13 protein-coding genes, 1 pseudogene and 1 riboswitch are annotated in these 15,401 nt (G+C 37.1%); of the genes and pseudogenes, 2 read left to right on the forward strand and 12 right to left on the reverse strand.

The genetic code is table 11. The annotated features are described in order from the left end of the window. Positions 1 to 217 precede the first annotated feature (217 nt). The 7 genes from dnaJ to mgtA form a co-directional block, all read right to left on the reverse strand. On the reverse strand, positions 218 to 1,387 hold the full coding sequence (gene dnaJ, locus HMPREF2810_RS05370; protein ID WP_002357822.1) for a molecular chaperone DnaJ: 1,170 nt from the start codon (positions 1,385 to 1,387) through the stop codon (positions 218 to 220). Between the two features lie 54 nt (positions 1,388 to 1,441). Further along, positions 1,442 to 1,564 (reverse strand): hypothetical protein, encoded by a 123-nt coding sequence (locus HMPREF2810_RS16010; protein ID WP_002357824.1) that lies wholly within the window; start codon positions 1,562 to 1,564, stop codon positions 1,442 to 1,444. Positions 1,565 to 1,678: 114 nt separating this feature from the next. Continuing rightward, positions 1,679 to 3,508, reverse strand: coding sequence for a molecular chaperone DnaK (gene dnaK, locus HMPREF2810_RS05380; protein WP_002357825.1), 1,830 nt, complete (start codon positions 3,506 to 3,508; stop codon positions 1,679 to 1,681). Between the two features lie 59 nt (positions 3,509 to 3,567). Continuing rightward, positions 3,568 to 4,107 (reverse strand): nucleotide exchange factor GrpE, encoded by a 540-nt coding sequence (gene grpE, locus HMPREF2810_RS05385; RefSeq protein WP_002357827.1) that lies wholly within the window; start codon positions 4,105 to 4,107, stop codon positions 3,568 to 3,570. A gap of 54 nt (positions 4,108 to 4,161) precedes the next feature. After that, on the reverse strand, positions 4,162 to 5,205 hold the full coding sequence (gene hrcA, locus HMPREF2810_RS05390) for a heat-inducible transcriptional repressor HrcA (RefSeq protein WP_070635592.1): 1,044 nt from the start codon (positions 5,203 to 5,205) through the stop codon (positions 4,162 to 4,164). A 225-nt stretch (positions 5,206 to 5,430) separates the two neighbouring features. Continuing rightward, positions 5,431 to 6,579: a radical SAM family heme chaperone HemW gene (gene hemW, locus HMPREF2810_RS05395; protein WP_002360468.1), complete on the reverse strand. Its 1,149-nt coding sequence runs from the start codon at positions 6,577 to 6,579 to the stop codon at positions 5,431 to 5,433. A gap of 243 nt (positions 6,580 to 6,822) precedes the next feature. Next, a complete protein-coding gene (gene mgtA, locus HMPREF2810_RS05400; protein ID WP_010715132.1) occupies positions 6,823 to 9,483 on the reverse strand; it encodes a magnesium-translocating P-type ATPase in 2,661 nt (886 codons plus the stop codon). 114 nt (positions 9,484 to 9,597) lie between these two features. Then, positions 9,598 to 9,768, reverse strand: a riboswitch (M-box (ykoK) riboswitch). A 252-nt stretch (positions 9,769 to 10,020) separates the two neighbouring features. Between mgtA and HMPREF2810_RS05405 the strand changes: the two are divergent. Together HMPREF2810_RS05405 and HMPREF2810_RS05410 are read left to right on the forward strand one after the other, a co-directional pair. Then, positions 10,021 to 10,895, forward strand: a pseudogene (locus tag HMPREF2810_RS05405) (LysR family transcriptional regulator). Positions 10,896 to 10,918: 23 nt separating this feature from the next. Continuing rightward, the gene (locus HMPREF2810_RS05410; protein WP_002357832.1) at positions 10,919 to 11,806 is read left to right on the forward strand and encodes a LysR family transcriptional regulator; all 888 of its coding nucleotides are present in this window, start codon (positions 10,919 to 10,921) and stop codon (positions 11,804 to 11,806) included. Between the two features lie 61 nt (positions 11,807 to 11,867). Here HMPREF2810_RS05410 and HMPREF2810_RS05415 read toward each other — a convergent pair whose 3' ends face one another. From HMPREF2810_RS05415 to HMPREF2810_RS05435, 5 genes are all read right to left on the reverse strand, one after another. Next, positions 11,868 to 13,016: a peptidoglycan glycosyltransferase RodA2 gene (locus HMPREF2810_RS05415; RefSeq protein WP_010715131.1), complete on the reverse strand. Its 1,149-nt coding sequence runs from the start codon at positions 13,014 to 13,016 to the stop codon at positions 11,868 to 11,870. Continuing rightward, positions 12,982 to 14,157, reverse strand: coding sequence for a peptidoglycan glycosyltransferase FtsW2 (locus tag HMPREF2810_RS05420; protein ID WP_048942119.1), 1,176 nt, complete (start codon positions 14,155 to 14,157; stop codon positions 12,982 to 12,984). Before HMPREF2810_RS05420 ends, HMPREF2810_RS05415 begins: the two co-directional genes overlap by 35 nt. A 158-nt stretch (positions 14,158 to 14,315) precedes the next feature. Continuing rightward, a complete protein-coding gene (locus tag HMPREF2810_RS05425; RefSeq protein WP_002360471.1) occupies positions 14,316 to 14,576 on the reverse strand; it encodes a DUF2087 domain-containing protein in 261 nt (86 codons plus the stop codon). Between the two features lie 24 nt (positions 14,577 to 14,600). Then, entirely contained in the window at positions 14,601 to 14,942 is a 342-nt protein-coding gene (locus tag HMPREF2810_RS05430; protein WP_002395093.1) for a DUF1048 domain-containing protein, read from the reverse strand. Positions 14,943 to 14,945: 3 nt separating this feature from the next. Beyond that, entirely contained in the window at positions 14,946 to 15,269 is a 324-nt protein-coding gene (locus tag HMPREF2810_RS05435; protein WP_002357837.1) for a PadR family transcriptional regulator, read from the reverse strand. Between the last annotated feature and the right edge of the window lie 132 nt (positions 15,270 to 15,401).

The following is a 15,401-nucleotide window of genomic DNA, read 5'->3' on the forward strand; positions in this document are numbered from 1 at the left end:
TTATATTAAGTATACGCTAAATTTTAAAATATTCTCGTAAAATGTTTGGAAATAAGAAACGAAAATAGGACATAAGTCAAAACGACTTATGTCCCACTCTCTAAATCTTAAAATAATCAGTTGAACAAAAGCAGTACCTGCAATTACTCGTTGCAATTTAGCCTTCGAGAGTGATGAACACTTGGAGCTAACTGCTTTTGTCTCTGACTCGTTTGGTTTATTTTTTCTTCTTACCGCCAAACGCATCTTTCATTTTATCAAAGAAGCCTTCTTCTTGTTGTTCAGTTACATTCTGTCCGCCAGCTTTTGCAAAAGCTCGTAGGGCATCCTTTTGTTCTTCATTAAGATTTTTTGGTGTTATTAATTTCACTTTCACGTGTTGATCACCATTGCCCCCACCACGTAAACGTGGCGCACCTTTGCCTCTTAAGCGGAAGTTTGTGCCAGTTTGTGTTCCAGCCGGAATTTTTAATTTCACGTCACCATGAACAGTTGGTACAGTTACTTCGTCCCCTAGAGCCGCTTGGACGAAACTTACTGGTAAATCATAGTAGATTTCTGCGCCATCTCGATCGAAAATATCACTATCTTCAACACGAAAGACTACATATAAATCACCATATGGTCCACCATTGGTACCCGCTTCTCCTTGGTTAGCTAAGCGCATTTGTTGGCCGTCTTCTACTCCAGCAGGCACATTTACTTTGACAGTATGCGCTTTTTTCTCATGACCTGTGCCATGACAAGTTGGACATGGTTCTTTAATTTCTTTCCCTGTGCCATGACACACATCACAAGTTTGACGACTCATCATACGACCTAATGGCGTTTGACGTTCAACATTGATTGTTCCAGAGCCATGACATTTATGACAAGTTTCTGGGTGTGTGCCTGGTTTGGCGCCATTACCGCCACAGGTTGCACAAGTATCTTCTCGATTGTACTTAATCTCTTTTTCGACACCGAAAATAGCTTCTTCAAATTTCAATTGAATTGTATATTGTAAATCGGCGCCTTGTCTTGGTGCATTTGGATCAACAGAACGGCCACCGCCGCCGCCAAAGAATGAATCGAAAATATCTTCGAATCCACCAAAACCACTACTGCTAAATCCGCCGCCACCGAAACCGCCAAAGCCACCAGCGCCGCCACCGTAATTAGGATCAGTTCCTGCATGGCCATATTGGTCATAGGCCGCTTTTTTCTGTGGATCACTTAATACTTCATACGCTTCAGAAACTTCTTTAAATTTTTCTTCCGCATCGGCTTCTTTGTTAATATCTGGATGGTACTTTTTGGAAAGTTTGCGGTATGCTTTTTTAATTTCATCATCTGAAGCACCTTTTGCTAATCCTAGCACTTCATAATAATCTCGTTTCGTCGCCATTGACTTCCCTCCAACTTTCTTCAAACTTTACAATGTGTTTAGAACCAGCCAAATTCATCGATTGCTTTCGGTCTCTCTGGTTGGATTATCTGTCACACCTTGAATCAGTGTTACTAGCTGTGAATAGGTATTTTCAGCTTGTTTAACATCGTTGTAATCATACCACAGTTCTTTCAAAACCTAAATAGTTTCTTGCTAACTTGATTGTGGTTGATTTTCTCACAAAAGACAAGGGACTGGGACATTAGTCATTGTACTAATGATCCAGTCCCTAAAATCAATTGTTATTGATTATTTGTCATCACCATTTACTTCTTCAAAATCAGCATCAACAACATCATCAGCGCCACCTTGGGCAGCTTCAGGATTTTCTTGTGCTTGTTGTTGCGCAGCTTGTTCGTAAAGTTTTACTGTTAAGTTTTGGACGATTTCATTTAATGAATCACGTTTTGCTTTCATTTGTTCGATATCGTTTGCTTCGATGGCTGCTTTTAATTCATCACGCGCATCTTCTGCTTTTTTCACTTCTTCAGCGTCTACTTTGCCTTCTAATTCTTTCAATGTTTTATCAACAGTGAATAATAAAGCATCTGCATCGTTACGTAAGTCAACTTCTTCTTTACGTTGTTTATCTGCTTCAGCGTTTGCTTCAGCATCTTTCACCATACGTTCGATTTCATCATCAGATAAACCTGAAGAAGATTTAATCGTGATTGTTTGTTCTTTTTGAGTGCCTAAGTCTTTCGCACGAACATTTACAATCCCGTTTTTATCAATGTCAAAGCTTACTTCAATTTGTGGCACACCACGAGGAGCCGCAGGAATATCTGTTAATTGGAAACGACCTAATGTTTTATTATCAGCGGCCATTGGACGTTCACCTTGTAAAACATGAATATCAACAGCTGGTTGATTGTCAGCAGCAGTTGAGAAGACTTGTGATTTACTTGTTGGAATCGTAGTGTTACGATCAATTAATTTTGTAAATACGCCACCCATTGTTTCAATCCCTAATGACAACGGTGTTACGTCTAATAAGACAACGTCTTTAACATCACCAGTGATTACGCCACCTTGGATTGCAGCACCCATTGCTACTACTTCGTCAGGGTTAACTGATTTGTTTGGTTCTTTGTTTGTTTCTTTGCGAACAGCTTCAACTACAGCTGGAATACGTGTCGAACCACCAACTAGGATAACTTCGTCGATTTCAGAAGGATTTAATCCAGCATCTTTTAAGGCTTGACGTACTGGTACTTTTGTACGTTCAACTAAATCACTTGTTAATTCATCAAATTTTGCACGAGTTAAGTTCATTTCTAAGTGCAATGGTCCTGCTTCGCCAGCAGTAATAAATGGCAAGCTGATTTGTGTGCTTGTTACACCTGATAAGTCTTTTTTCGCTTTTTCAGCAGCATCTTTCAAACGTTGTAACGCCATTTTATCGTTAGCTAAGTCAATGCCATTTTCTTTTTTAAATTCTGCAACCATGTAGTCAATGATCTTATTATCAAAGTCATCCCCACCTAGGTTGTTATCACCTGCTGTTGATAATACATCGAAAACGCCATCGCCTAATTCAAGGATTGACACGTCGAATGTACCACCACCAAGGTCAAAGACAAGAATTTTTTCATCTTTGTCTGTTTTATCTAAACCATAAGCTAAAGCTGCTGCTGTTGGTTCGTTAACGATCCGTTCTACTTCTAAACCAGCAATTTTACCAGCATCTTTTGTTGCTTGACGTTGTGCATCGTTGAAATATGCTGGAACTGTAATAACTGCTTTTTCAACTTTTTCACCTAAATAGTCTTCAGCAAAACCTTTTAAATATTGTAAGATCATTGCAGAAACTTCTTGTGGTGTATATGATTTTCCTTCAACATCAACTTTGTAGCCAGCTTCACCCATGTGACGTTTAATAGATGAAATCGTGTTAGGATTTGTAACAGCTTGACGTTTTGCTACTTCGCCCACTTGAATTTCACCGTTTTTGAATGAAACGACCGAAGGAGTTGTGCGGTTACCTTCTGGGTTTGCAATAATTTTTGCTTCGCCGCCTTCTAGCACTGCGACAGCTGAGTTTGTTGTTCCTAAGTCAATACCAATAATTTTACTCATAGTGAATATCTCCAATCTGTATTAGTTTTCTATAATAATATATTTTTAATTAACGTTTGTTATTGTGCAACAATGACCATTGATGGTCGTAACACACGATCTTGTAATTTGTACCCTTTTTGTAGAACTTCAACAATAGTATCTGCTGGGGTTTCTTCAGAAGCAGGGACTGTTTGAACGGCTTGATGTAAATTTGGATCAAAGGTTTCACCCATTGCTGGGATTTCTTCAATTCCTTCTTCTTTTAAAGCCACAGTAATACTTTCTAGCACCATCGAAATACCTTTTTTCAAGCTTTCGCCTTGTTCATCTGATACTTCAATGGCCATTGCTCGTTCTAAATTATCAATAGATGGTAAAATCTTTTTACCTAAATCTTGTGAGCGGTAACGAACTAATAATTCTCGTTCGTTTTTATTTCGATTGCTCATATTAGCAATTTCGGCTCTTGCCCGCAAGAACTTGTCTTCCATTTCGGAAAGCTCTGCTTTAAGATTTTCAATCTCTGTTGCTTCAACTTCTACTTCAGAAACGCCAGCAGCATCAACAGCTTCCATTTCTTCTTGTAATTCTTCTTGCTTCTCTTCTTTTTTACTCACTTCAGCAACTTCCTTTCTCTTTATGCATCTACTTCTTATCCTAACAAGGTTTGCTTAATTACCTAAAAAACGGTAATAGTCACCTAGTTGTGAAGCTAGCTCATGTCGAAACGTGTCTACCAAACCGAATATTTTTGAATACGGCATACTGGTTGGTCCTAGCAGGGCAATTGTTCCTTTGCCATGTCCTGATACTTCATACGTAGCAGTGATCATGCTCATATCTTCTAAGAGATTGTTGCCAATTTCTGAGCCGATACGAAAAACAATTGGATTTTCTGTTGTTGCAGAACCATTTAATAAATGCGTCAGCTCATCAGAATTTTGCATAAAGTAATAGACAGATTTCAATTGTTCAATATCTTGTTTGATGCCAAAATCTAACAAATTCATGCGACCACCGACAAAGACTTTTTCTTCAAAGGCATGTCCTAACATCTCATCGAATAAGTTCATCATTCCTTCTGGCGTTTGGAAATAGCGATGTAAAATCATCGGAATCTCCGTCCGCAAACGATGATAAACGGTCAACAAAGGTTGTCCAACCAACTTATCATTGATGATTTGTGTCATTTTTTCAAGATCTTGGCTAGAAACAGCGGCAGGAATGGCAAATACTTGGTTTTCAACATTGCCTTTATCTGTCACTATAATAGCAAGGACTTGCCGATCATTCAAAGGAACCATTCGAAAGCCGGTTAATTTCCGTTCTTTCACTTCAGGTCCTAATGAAAAAGCAGTATAACTTGTCAATTCTGATAGAATTTCAGCTGATTGTCGAATAATATCATTAATCTCATGAAATTCTTTTCCAAAAGATTGACGGATCCTTCTAAGTTCGTTCTCTTCTACTTGTGTTGGTTGTAAAAGATGATCCACGTAGTAACGATAACCAGCCATTGAGGGAATCCGCCCTGAAGAAGAATGGGTCTTAGCTAATAAGCCGTATTCTTCTAATGCTTTCATATCATTACGAATTGTGGCAGAACTAGAGGCAATGCCATCCTCCATCAATTTCTTAGAACCGACAGGTAAGCCCGTGTTCGTGTAATTTTGGATGATAAGTCTCAAGATATTTTGTTGTCTTTCTGTAATCATCGTTATTACCACCCTTCATTAGCACTCTTAACATCTAAGTGCTAACTACATATACTAATATAACAACTCCTTACCTTTTTGTCAAGGGAAATACGCAACTTTTTAGCACTCTTCACACAAGAGTGCTAATCGCTGCAAACCACCTTCAAAAACCATCAATACCAACTTTTGTAATAAAAAAATCATCGAAATGCTTTGTCACACTTCGATGATTTTTTTATTTTTTTACTCTTTTTCACTTAACAAAAATGCTTCAAAAACATTATTCCCCACAAATAGTCCTTTTTTCGTTAAACGTAAGATATCTGCTTCTTCAATTAATAATTCTTCTTTGATTAAGCGTTGAATGACCTCTCCATAAATCGCTTCAATTGGTTCCTGAAATTTTTGTTGGAATTTTTGTTTAGAAATACCTACTTTTTTACGTAAGCCTAAAAATAGCTCCTCTTCTATTTGATTTAGACGAGTTAATTCTTCAGTCTCCACAATTGGCAATTGATTTTCTCGCAAGGGTTTCAAATAATGTTGGATTGGACCGTGATTTTTGTAACGAGTTTGCCCAAGATAGCCGCTGGCACCTGCGCCAAATCCATAGTAGTGGTCATTATTCCAATAAGCCAGATTATGCTGGCTTTCTTTTCCTGTTAAAGCAAAATTACTGACTTCATATTGGTGCCGTCCTTTTTTCTCCATTGCTTCAATCGTTTCGTCAAACATCTGTGCTTCGATTTCTTCTTCAGGCAGCTGTAATCGTCCTTGACGAACCCAGTTCATGAACATTGTTTTATTTTCAAGAATTAATGAATAAAGCGAATAGTGTGGCAAGTCCAATGCTAAGGCTCTTGTCAAAGTATCGCGAAAACTTTCCAATGTTTGTCCAGGTAAAGCATAGATTAAGTCAATACTGACATTGGTAAAATTTTCTTTCTCTAAAAATTTCATTGTTTCATAAACATCTGCGGCGGTGTGCTTGCGGCCGATTTTTTTGAGCAAGCGATCATCAAATGTCTGAACGCCCATAGAAAGACGATTGACGCCATAGTTTTTCATGACTTGTAATTTTTCTTGGGTTAAATCACCAGGGTTTGCTTCCACCGTAAATTCATTTCGGTCATCAAATGTTAGCTGTTCGCGAACCCCTTTTAGTAGCACATCTAACTGTTTCGCTGATAATGAAGTTGGCGTGCCTCCGCCAATATAGATGGTTTTCATTTCTTGTTCTGGATACAATGCTTGCGTAAGTTGAATTTCTTTTAATAAACTCTGAATATATTCATCAACTGGTTGACCTTCTAAAAAGACCTTATTAAAATCGCAATAATAACAAATATGCTCACAAAATGGAATATGAATATAGGCCGACCGATCGAACATCGGCGTTGAAGTTGAAAGTTGGTTTGTTTTGGTCATTAGCTCGTTTTATCTCCTTATTACCAAAAAGCTCGTTCTTTTTGGAAAGTCTCTACTAGCCATACTAACTGTAAATGACAAATAAATCCATAAAAAAATTCGCACAGTCACTTAAAACAACCACGAGGAGCTGTCATAAAAACCCACACCTCCTCAACCTTGAAAGAAAAGTAAAAAAATTTTTCTATATATAATAGTACAAATCAGTTACAGTAATTGACCGTAACGTTTGACGTATAAAACTTTAATGAACGCAACCAGTGCCAAATAAGCAACAATTGTCGGGATTAAATACAAGAAATAGCTTGGTGATAAACCGACAAATCCTAGTTCTGCACCGAAAGCGGTAAAGGGTAAAACAGTTCCGAGAACAATCCCTGCTGTAGTGACTAACGTCATAATTCCAGAAGCACTACTTTGAAGGAAAGGCATCTTTTCTGTTCGTAGGAAATGCAAGACGAGCATTTGGGACCATAAGGACTCAATGAACCACCCTGCATGGAAAATACCAATAAAGAGCAATTGATCTGCTCCATTTAATTCAAAAAATGAGCCACCTAGGATAGCCGGACACACAATGAAATACATAAATAAATAGGTAACAATATCAAAAATAGAACTCGTTGGGCCAAACCAACGCATAAAATTACCAATTGATTTTGGTTCCCATTTTTTTGGTTTTTCTACGTATTCTTCATCTACTTTGTCCCAAGGAACTGACATGCACGAAGTATCGTAAATTAGATTTAATAATAGCGATTGAATCGGAGCAATCGGTAAAAATGGTAAAAAGATACTTGCTGGGATCACGGAAAAAACATTGCCAAAATTAGAACTTGCTGTTAATTTGACGTACTTCATCGTGTTCGTAAACACGCGCCGTCCAGATAAAATTCCTTTTTCCAAAACCATTAAATCTTTTCTCAATAAAATTACATCCGCCGATTCTTTCGCCACATCGACAGCTGTATCAACAGAGATTCCCACATCAGCAGCACGCATTGCTCCAGCATCATTTATTCCATCACCTAAAAAGCCAACAGTTTGACCATTTTCAGTTAACGCATTTACAATACGAACTTTTTGGTCAGGCGTAATTTTGGAGAAAATATTATACGCTTGAACGGTTTTTCTTAATTCTTCTTGGTTTAATTGTTGAAGTTCATTTCCTGTAATAATTTTTTCGCCAGCCAGACCAACTTCTTTACAAACAGAATGCGTCACATATTGATTGTCCCCCGTTAATACTTTCACAGCTACATTATGTTGATGCAAGGCGTGAATAGCTGCCGCTGCTGTTTCTTTTGGCGGATCCAAGAAGGCAAGATAACCTTGTAAAATCAACTCTGATTCATCTTTAGTTGTATACTCCCATTCAGCCGCTTCGACTTTTTTATCGGCAATTGCTAGAACGCGCAAACCATCTCGATTTAAAGCTTCAACGTCTTTGGTAATTTTTTGACGTAGCGTCTCTGTTAAGGGCACAATTTCGCCATTTAAAAGTACCTGTGTGCAGACCAAGAGCATTTCTTCAACCGCACCTTTGGTAATTAAGCGTGTTTCTCGCGTTTTAAACTCTTTGATAATCACGCTCATTCGACGTCGATTGAAATCGAAAGGAATTTCATCTACTTTATAAAAATCATCTGATTGTATATCACTTTCTTGCGTCGCCGCTTGAATAACGGCGTTATCCATTAAATTACGCAAACCTGTTTGAAAATAACTGTTTAGAAATGCTAAATCCAAGACTTTTTGATCTTCTTGGCACCCAATATTATAGTGGTATTCTAAAATTACTTTATCTTGTGTTAAGGTACCTGTTTTATCCGTACAAAGTACATCCATCCCGCCAAAATTTTGAATGGCATTGACATTTTTCATAATCGTGCCTTCTTTAGCCATTTCTCGAGAACCTTTGACTAAATTGGTTGTTACAATCATGGGTAACATTTCTGGTGTCAAGCCGACAGCTGTGGCAATCGCGAACATTAATGCTTCCACCCAATCGCCTTTTGTTAACCCATTAATTAGAAAAACAGTTGGCGTAATGACCAACATAAAGCGAATCAGCACCCACGTTGTTTTATTAATTCCTGTTTCAAAACTCGTCTGCTGCTGCTCTTCTCCGTTATCAGAAGCCATCCGTCCGAATAAAGTTTGATTACCAACTTTAATGACAATGCCCAAACCAGTGCCACTAATTACATTTGTTCCTAAAAACAAAAGATTGTCGTATTCTGTATCAATTTGATCACTATCTTTTTGATGAGTCGCGTGTTTTTCAATGGGAAAACTCTCTCCAGTCAAGGATGATTGGGAAACAAATAAGTCCTTAGATTGGATTAAACGTAAATCGGCTGGAATCATATCGCCAGCGGATAGTTGGACTAAGTCGCCACACACAACTTCCTCAATAGGAATTTCCATTTGCTTCTTGTCACGAATGACTGTCGCTGTAACTTTAATCATATTTTGTAATTTTTCAACTGCATTGCTTGATTTGACTGATTGGACAAAACTCATCGTGCCGCTTAAGATGACCATCGCTAACATAATTAACACGCCAGTAACATCTTTTTCCTCTGGCGCAGCATAGACATATTCTGTAAAGAATGAAATCGTGGCTAGTGCTAATAACACCAAAGTAAACGGCGTGATATACGATTTTATAAAAAGTCGCAGCCGTGAAGCTTTTTTTTCATTCATAATTTTGTTGCGGCCATAACGTTCTTGTAATTCCTCAATATCTTGGTGTTTAATGCCATCCCAAGTTGAGCCAAAACGTTGTAAAACTTTTTCTACTTCTGAATGGGCAAACTTTTTGTAACTATAGTCATGGCCCAAGTGACGCATTTTCTTTTCCATTTTCTTTCACCTCATTTATCTGTTGTTGACTTGAATTGACGATCGGTTCATCTTCCATTTTCCTCACCCTTTCCACAAAAAAAGACACGCTGAAAAACTCAACGTGTCAAAGAATAATCGTTCTTATCGTTGAGCTTTAGCACTATACAACGTAAAAAGCGATTGCTTTTAGCTACCTTAAGAAAAGCCTTCATTCGACAGTTCCTGTTCTACCCATTGGCGTCTCTCGACATTTTTGGGCAGTAGCCTATGTTTGTATAGGAGCCTCACCTAACAAATCTTATTTAATTACAACAGCAAGTATAATTCTTCCTTGAAAAAATAACGATATAGAAAAAGTTTTTAGCAGATAACTTTTTGTCCATTCAGTAACAAAAAGAAAAATAATCCGCTTATTTACTATGGTTTTCTGGTATGATTCGTATTTATTCATAGAATCATAACTGGTTAAATTAATCTAAAGACCGTCAGATAGCCTTGTCGAGAAGCTTTTCTTCTGCTATTTTTTGTATAGTTAAAGAAACGGCGGTGAGGAAAATGAAATTACAACAACTAGAATATTTTATGGCAGTTTCAAAGTATGCGAGTTTTACTTTAGCTTCTCAAAAGCTCCATACGAGTCAACCTTATTTAAGTACCCAGCTCAAGGAGTTGGAACGTGAATTAGGTGCTTCATTAATTTTAAGAGACAAGAAACATTGTCGGCTTTCTCCAGCAGGCGAAGTCGTCGCCAAGCGAACAGAGATGATTTTTGCACTCATTAAGGAAGCGCAAGAAGAGATTAATGAATTAGTGACCCAAGGATCGACAACGACCATTCGGATTGGAACAAACTTAATTGATATAGATAAAGCATTTGGAGAAGTCTTGTTGTTATTTAATCAATCCTATCCGTATGTAAGTATTGATTTTAAATATTATTACGATCTTGAAACAGCCTTGGAAACAGATTTAATTGACATTGGGATTGGGATATTTTTGGATACCTCGATTCCATTAGAGAAAGAATTAATTTATACAGAAAGCTATCTCCTTTGTGTCAATAAAAATCATCCTTTAGCCCATGCCGATAGCGTAACGATTGACGAAATTCGTTCTTTACCTTTTGCTGCATATTCCGATCAAGTATATGAAAAAAAAGTGTTTAAACGTTGGGAACGTAAAATCAATTGGGAAAATCGGCAAATCGTCATCGAACTCCTTCTCTTCATTTAGTCTTAGACATGGTCCAACGAGAAAAAGCCTGTAGCATCCTTCCCTATTCACTCACTGATGAACTAAACAGACGTAACTTAGTTGGTATTCCTCTGGAAGATAGTCCAGAACGAGCCATCTATTTAGTTCAGAATAATCATCACGGACATTGTGAAGCACACCGTTATTTATTCGAACAATTACGTTATTTATTCTAGGAATAGAAAAAGGAGGAATTTCCATGGAACTATTTCGTTTGCATTATTTTTTAGAGTTATGCAAAGTGAAACAATTTACTAAAGCAGCCGAAAATTTAGCAATTTCTCAAGCTGCCCTAAGTAAGCAAATAAAAATTCTTGAAGCAACGTTAGGCGCTGAACTTTTTAATCGCCAAGGTCAAACTACCACCTTAACACCGGCTGGATTAATTTTAGAAAAATATTGTTGGCGCATCACCAATGAGTTGGTCTCAATTGAAGAAGAGCTAAAAGAAATTAATCATTCTTCCAACCATATTTATGTAGCCACTTATCTCTGTGATTTAGAATATAAATTGAATGACTTACTAATGACAACATTAACGGATCGTTCATCCAACTTACAAGTCCACACTATTATTACAGAAAATATTCTTCAATCCTTGGAAACAATGGATGCAGATTTTGGTATTTCCTTTGCTGACTTACCATTACCTGAACATATTGGTAAAATTGATTTATTTACAGCAAATTATCAATTCATTTTAAGAAATGATCATCCAGCTTTGGCCAAAGCCACGACGGAAGAAATTTTAAAAGAACTAACAATGTACCCCTTCGTCCGTTTAAATACCGAATTTTCCGAGCAAAACAAATTAACCAATTGGCTAGATACTACGTTTTCTAATTTTTCTCCAGAGAAAGTCATTCAAGTGGATACTCTTTCACTTATTACTCACTTGGTGTCTCATTCCGATAGTTTCGCTATTGTCCCCGAATACACAAATATTCAACTTTTAGACAATTCGATTCATACACTGACTTACCAAGAACTACCTAAACGAAACATGGCAGTTTATTATTTAAAAGAACGTTACATGAGTCGACAACTTCAACAACTTTTGGCTGAATGCCAAAAACAATTTCAATAGTAAAAACCAAGACTAGAGCTTGTCGGCAAGCGAGTTCCAGTCTTGGTTTTTATTTGTGTTTTCAGGTAGCGTCTTCTCTTCCTTTGACAAATCCTAAAGAAGTGATAGCCATCACTAACGAAGTGCCTCCTTGACTTAAAAACGGAAGCGGAATACCTTTTAACGGCAACAGTCCAATCACCGCACCGATATTCTCCACCGTTTGAAAAACCAGCGAAAAAATGAGGGCGACACAGATGTACATACAAAAACGCGAATTGCTCCGCAAGCCAGCTACTAAAACTTGATAAAACAAGTAAAAATAGAGAAAAACAACGGTGGCACTGCCCACAAAGCCCCAGGCTTCCCCAATAAAAGTAAAAACCATATCAGACTCACGAACAGGAACATACACTTCAATCCCATGTACACCCTTGCCGAATAAACCACCCGAACCGATTGCCAATAAGCCTTGTACTTGTTGATAGGAGATTTTATCGACATAATCATAGGGATGAATCCATGCTAAAATTCGATCCAATTGATATTGTTTAAAATGTAAAAAGAAGAGTACTTTGTGCCCCCACTCTGTAAAGACTAACAGAATCAAGACCACGCCTAACGTTGCTAAAGCGCTGAAAATAATGATTAAAATTTTGCGATCAATTCCTGAAATAACTAAAAGAGATAGGATAATCGTTACGAAAACAAGGGATGTCCCAAAATCTTTTTGTACCGCCATCAAGAAAAAAACAGGGACACTAACCGCAACGATTTTTTTTAGAAGTTGCTTGTCTGAACGCCATTTATCGGACCAGTCTTGTTGCTCATGTTGGACAATAATTTTTGCCAACATTAAAATAAACGCAATTTTCGCAATTTCTGATGGCTGAAATTTAATAAACCCTAAATCTAACCAGCGCTTTGTGCCCGTCAATAAATACATTCCTTTGTCATAGGAAAAATACAAAGCACTCATTAAGATTAATGAAAACCCATAGAAAAAAGGAGCTACTTTCCAAATAAACTTCTGTGACAGCCGACTAGCTAAAAACATGCCTGCATAGCCAACAAAAATAAAGAAAAGTTGTTTTAATGCTGGCACAGTTCCATCTTTTCCTTCATTAACGGCAATCCAATATTGCACACCAGAAGATAAAAGTGTGAGTAAAAAAATGGGCAATAATAAATCATAATTAAGATGTAAGTTGAATTTTTTTGTATTGACCATTTAACTGCCGCCTTTCGTTTGCAATAATTTTAATGACGATTCCTAATGCCACTGAAAAGATTAAATAGCTTGTCCCACCGTAACTAACAAACGGTAAAGGAATTCCTGTCATTGGAATCAAACCCAAAACGCCACCAATGTTAATCGCCGTTTGAGCTAAAATCAAGGTCCCGACCCCTAACAAAAACAAGCCGTAACAATGATTTTTTATTACACAACTACTCCGCAAAATCGAGGCCGCTAAAAATAACAAAAGAAATAGCAATAGTAAGCCGCCAATCAGACCAAGTTCTTCCACAATCACCGCAAAAATAAAATCGGTTTGACCTTCTGGCAAGCCACCTTTTTTTACCATACCATTGGCTAGTCCGGTGCCCCAAAACCCACCGTTATACATTGCTAAATAGGCCATTGAAGGCTGAAATCCGCGATCATGAAAGGATAAAAACGGATTTTTCAAAACAACTAAGCGGTCATACACATGCGCAAAAAAATGTGGTAAGTACTGGTGATCCCCTAGAAAAATAATTATTTTAGAAAGAAGCGCCGCGCTAGCAACGACAATCCCCGCAGCAATTACACTAAATTTTGCATGAATACTTGCTGAGAAAATCAAGACACTGCCAATAACTAAAATAAGAATAGCCCCGCCAACTTTGGGTTGGATCAAAACTAAAAATGCAACGACCAACACAAACAGCCATTGTTTCCTTAACTGCTTCGTTGTCAAGCCATTTTCTTTTTCACCTAAATAACAGCTCAAGTAATAAATAATCGCAAAATTACAAAGTTCTGATGGCTGAAATTGGATTCCAAAGAGAGAAATCCAACGTTGTGCGCCATTCGCTGCTACACCAAAAAAAGGTAGTCGAACCATTAACAGTAATAGTACCGAAACTAAAAGCAGACCAATCGCAATTTTTTTATTAAATAACACTTCTAATCGAACTTTGTAGATCACGAACATTAGCACCCAGCTGAGACACATAATAATGCCTTGTTTAATAAACACAGCAGTGGACTTCACGCCTTGCATCAGCAAGTCATAGCTACTAGCGCTATAAATCATTAACGCGCCAATAATACTTAATATAATAAAGGTCAAAAGAATTTTTGTTAGACCTAAAGTACGTAGATTCATTCTCTCACCTCTATCTTTTTCTAATTAAATCAATCTTACCAGTCTGAATTAGAAAACAAATAGAGAGTTTTTTATAGAACTATTACTAAGCTTACATAACAAAAAGTAGCTAGACTTGGTTCATTTCACCTAGTTTCGCTACTTTTAAAAAAAGACATTTATATAATTTTTGTGTGTTGCTCACATTTCTGATAAATTTTTCCAAACTTATCTCTTTCTAAATACTGATAATCTACTAAATACCGTCTCAAAAGTGCATAATCTTCATAGATTTCTCTAAGTCGCTGATTGACTTCTTTTTCCGTATATTCTTTCCCAAATTCAAATTGGTTGGCCACACGTTGAAACACTTGGACTTTTTTCGCATTTTTCTTGGGAATAACCAGCAACTTTCCTTCTTTAAAAAAATTTTCAACCATGTTTATTCTCCTTTTTTGTTTTGACTATTGTTTAGAAAATTGATGATTCAGTTTTTCTTTCTGTTTATCGGTCCATTTGCCAGCGACTTCATTGACAATTGTTTCAGCAAAATCGCCTACTTTTTCTCCCGTAATATTTTTGATAGGTGTTCCGTTAGCAGCCCCTTCTTCAAACAAATCAAGTAAATCAGTCAACGCATTGAACATATTGGCTCCGCTATGATCTGAAAAATGCCATGCATATTTTTCAATTTCTTGAAATACTTGTCGATACTCTGCTGGTAATGCTGCAATCCGTCGTTTATATTCTTTGTACTCTTTTTTATCCCCAATAACTTTTTTGATCAACGCTTTAAAATCTGACATGCTCTATCCCTCCATTTTTTTCATCTTGTTTACTTGTTTTGAAAGCAACGTCCAACGCTGCCAAAAATCAGCGAGTTCTGCTTCTCCTGATGAGGTTAAGCGATAGAACTTCCGCATTGGTCCTTTTTCTGAAGGCTTTTTTTCAGCTATAACCCATTGATTTTTTTCTAAACGCAGTAAAATCGTATAAACGGTTCCTTCAACAATTTCAGTAAAACCTTGGTCATTTAAAATTTTTGTAATTTCATAACCATATGTTTCTTTCCTTTGGATGATGGCTAAAACTAAACCTTCTAAAATGCCTTTTAGCAACTCTGTCTGCTTCACTGCTTTTCCTCCCTGAACTACTCTTTATTACTATGTACCACTACATAATAATACTGAGTACCGGTTCTGTCAACTACTTTGTAATAAAAAGTAGTAAATGAGCGTGGAGCAAAAATCCAAAGTGATTTTTGC

The organism is Enterococcus sp. HMSC078F03 (assembly GCF_001811595.1).
Taxonomy (GTDB): domain Bacteria; phylum Bacillota; class Bacilli; order Lactobacillales; family Enterococcaceae; genus Enterococcus; species Enterococcus faecalis.

What these genes read in the sequence shown, in the direction of transcription:
- hemW (WP_002360468.1), bottom strand. Translation starts at nt 6,579, where the DNA reads ATGTTCGATCGGTCGGCCTATATTCATATTCCATTTTGTGAGCATATT.
- HMPREF2810_RS05410 (WP_002357832.1), top strand. Translation starts at nt 10,919, where the DNA reads ATGGAACTATTTCGTTTGCATTATTTTTTAGAGTTATGCAAAGTGAAA.
- HMPREF2810_RS05415 (WP_010715131.1), bottom strand. Translation starts at nt 13,016, where the DNA reads ATGGTCAATACAAAAAAATTCAACTTACATCTTAATTATGATTTATTA.
- mgtA (WP_010715132.1), bottom strand. Translation starts at nt 9,483, where the DNA reads ATGGAAAAGAAAATGCGTCACTTGGGCCATGACTATAGTTACAAAAAG.
- dnaK (WP_002357825.1), bottom strand. Translation starts at nt 3,508, where the DNA reads ATGAGTAAAATTATTGGTATTGACTTAGGAACAACAAACTCAGCTGTC.
- hrcA (WP_070635592.1), bottom strand. Translation starts at nt 5,205, where the DNA reads ATGATTACAGAAAGACAACAAAATATCTTGAGACTTATCATCCAAAAT.
- HMPREF2810_RS05430 (WP_002395093.1), bottom strand. Translation starts at nt 14,942, where the DNA reads ATGTCAGATTTTAAAGCGTTGATCAAAAAAGTTATTGGGGATAAAAAA.
- HMPREF2810_RS05420 (WP_048942119.1), bottom strand. Translation starts at nt 14,157, where the DNA reads ATGAATCTACGTACTTTAGGTCTAACAAAAATTCTTTTGACCTTTATT.
- dnaJ (WP_002357822.1), bottom strand. Translation starts at nt 1,387, where the DNA reads ATGGCGACGAAACGAGATTATTATGAAGTGCTAGGATTAGCAAAAGGT.
- HMPREF2810_RS05425 (WP_002360471.1), bottom strand. Translation starts at nt 14,576, where the DNA reads ATGGTTGAAAATTTTTTTAAAGAAGGAAAGTTGCTGGTTATTCCCAAG.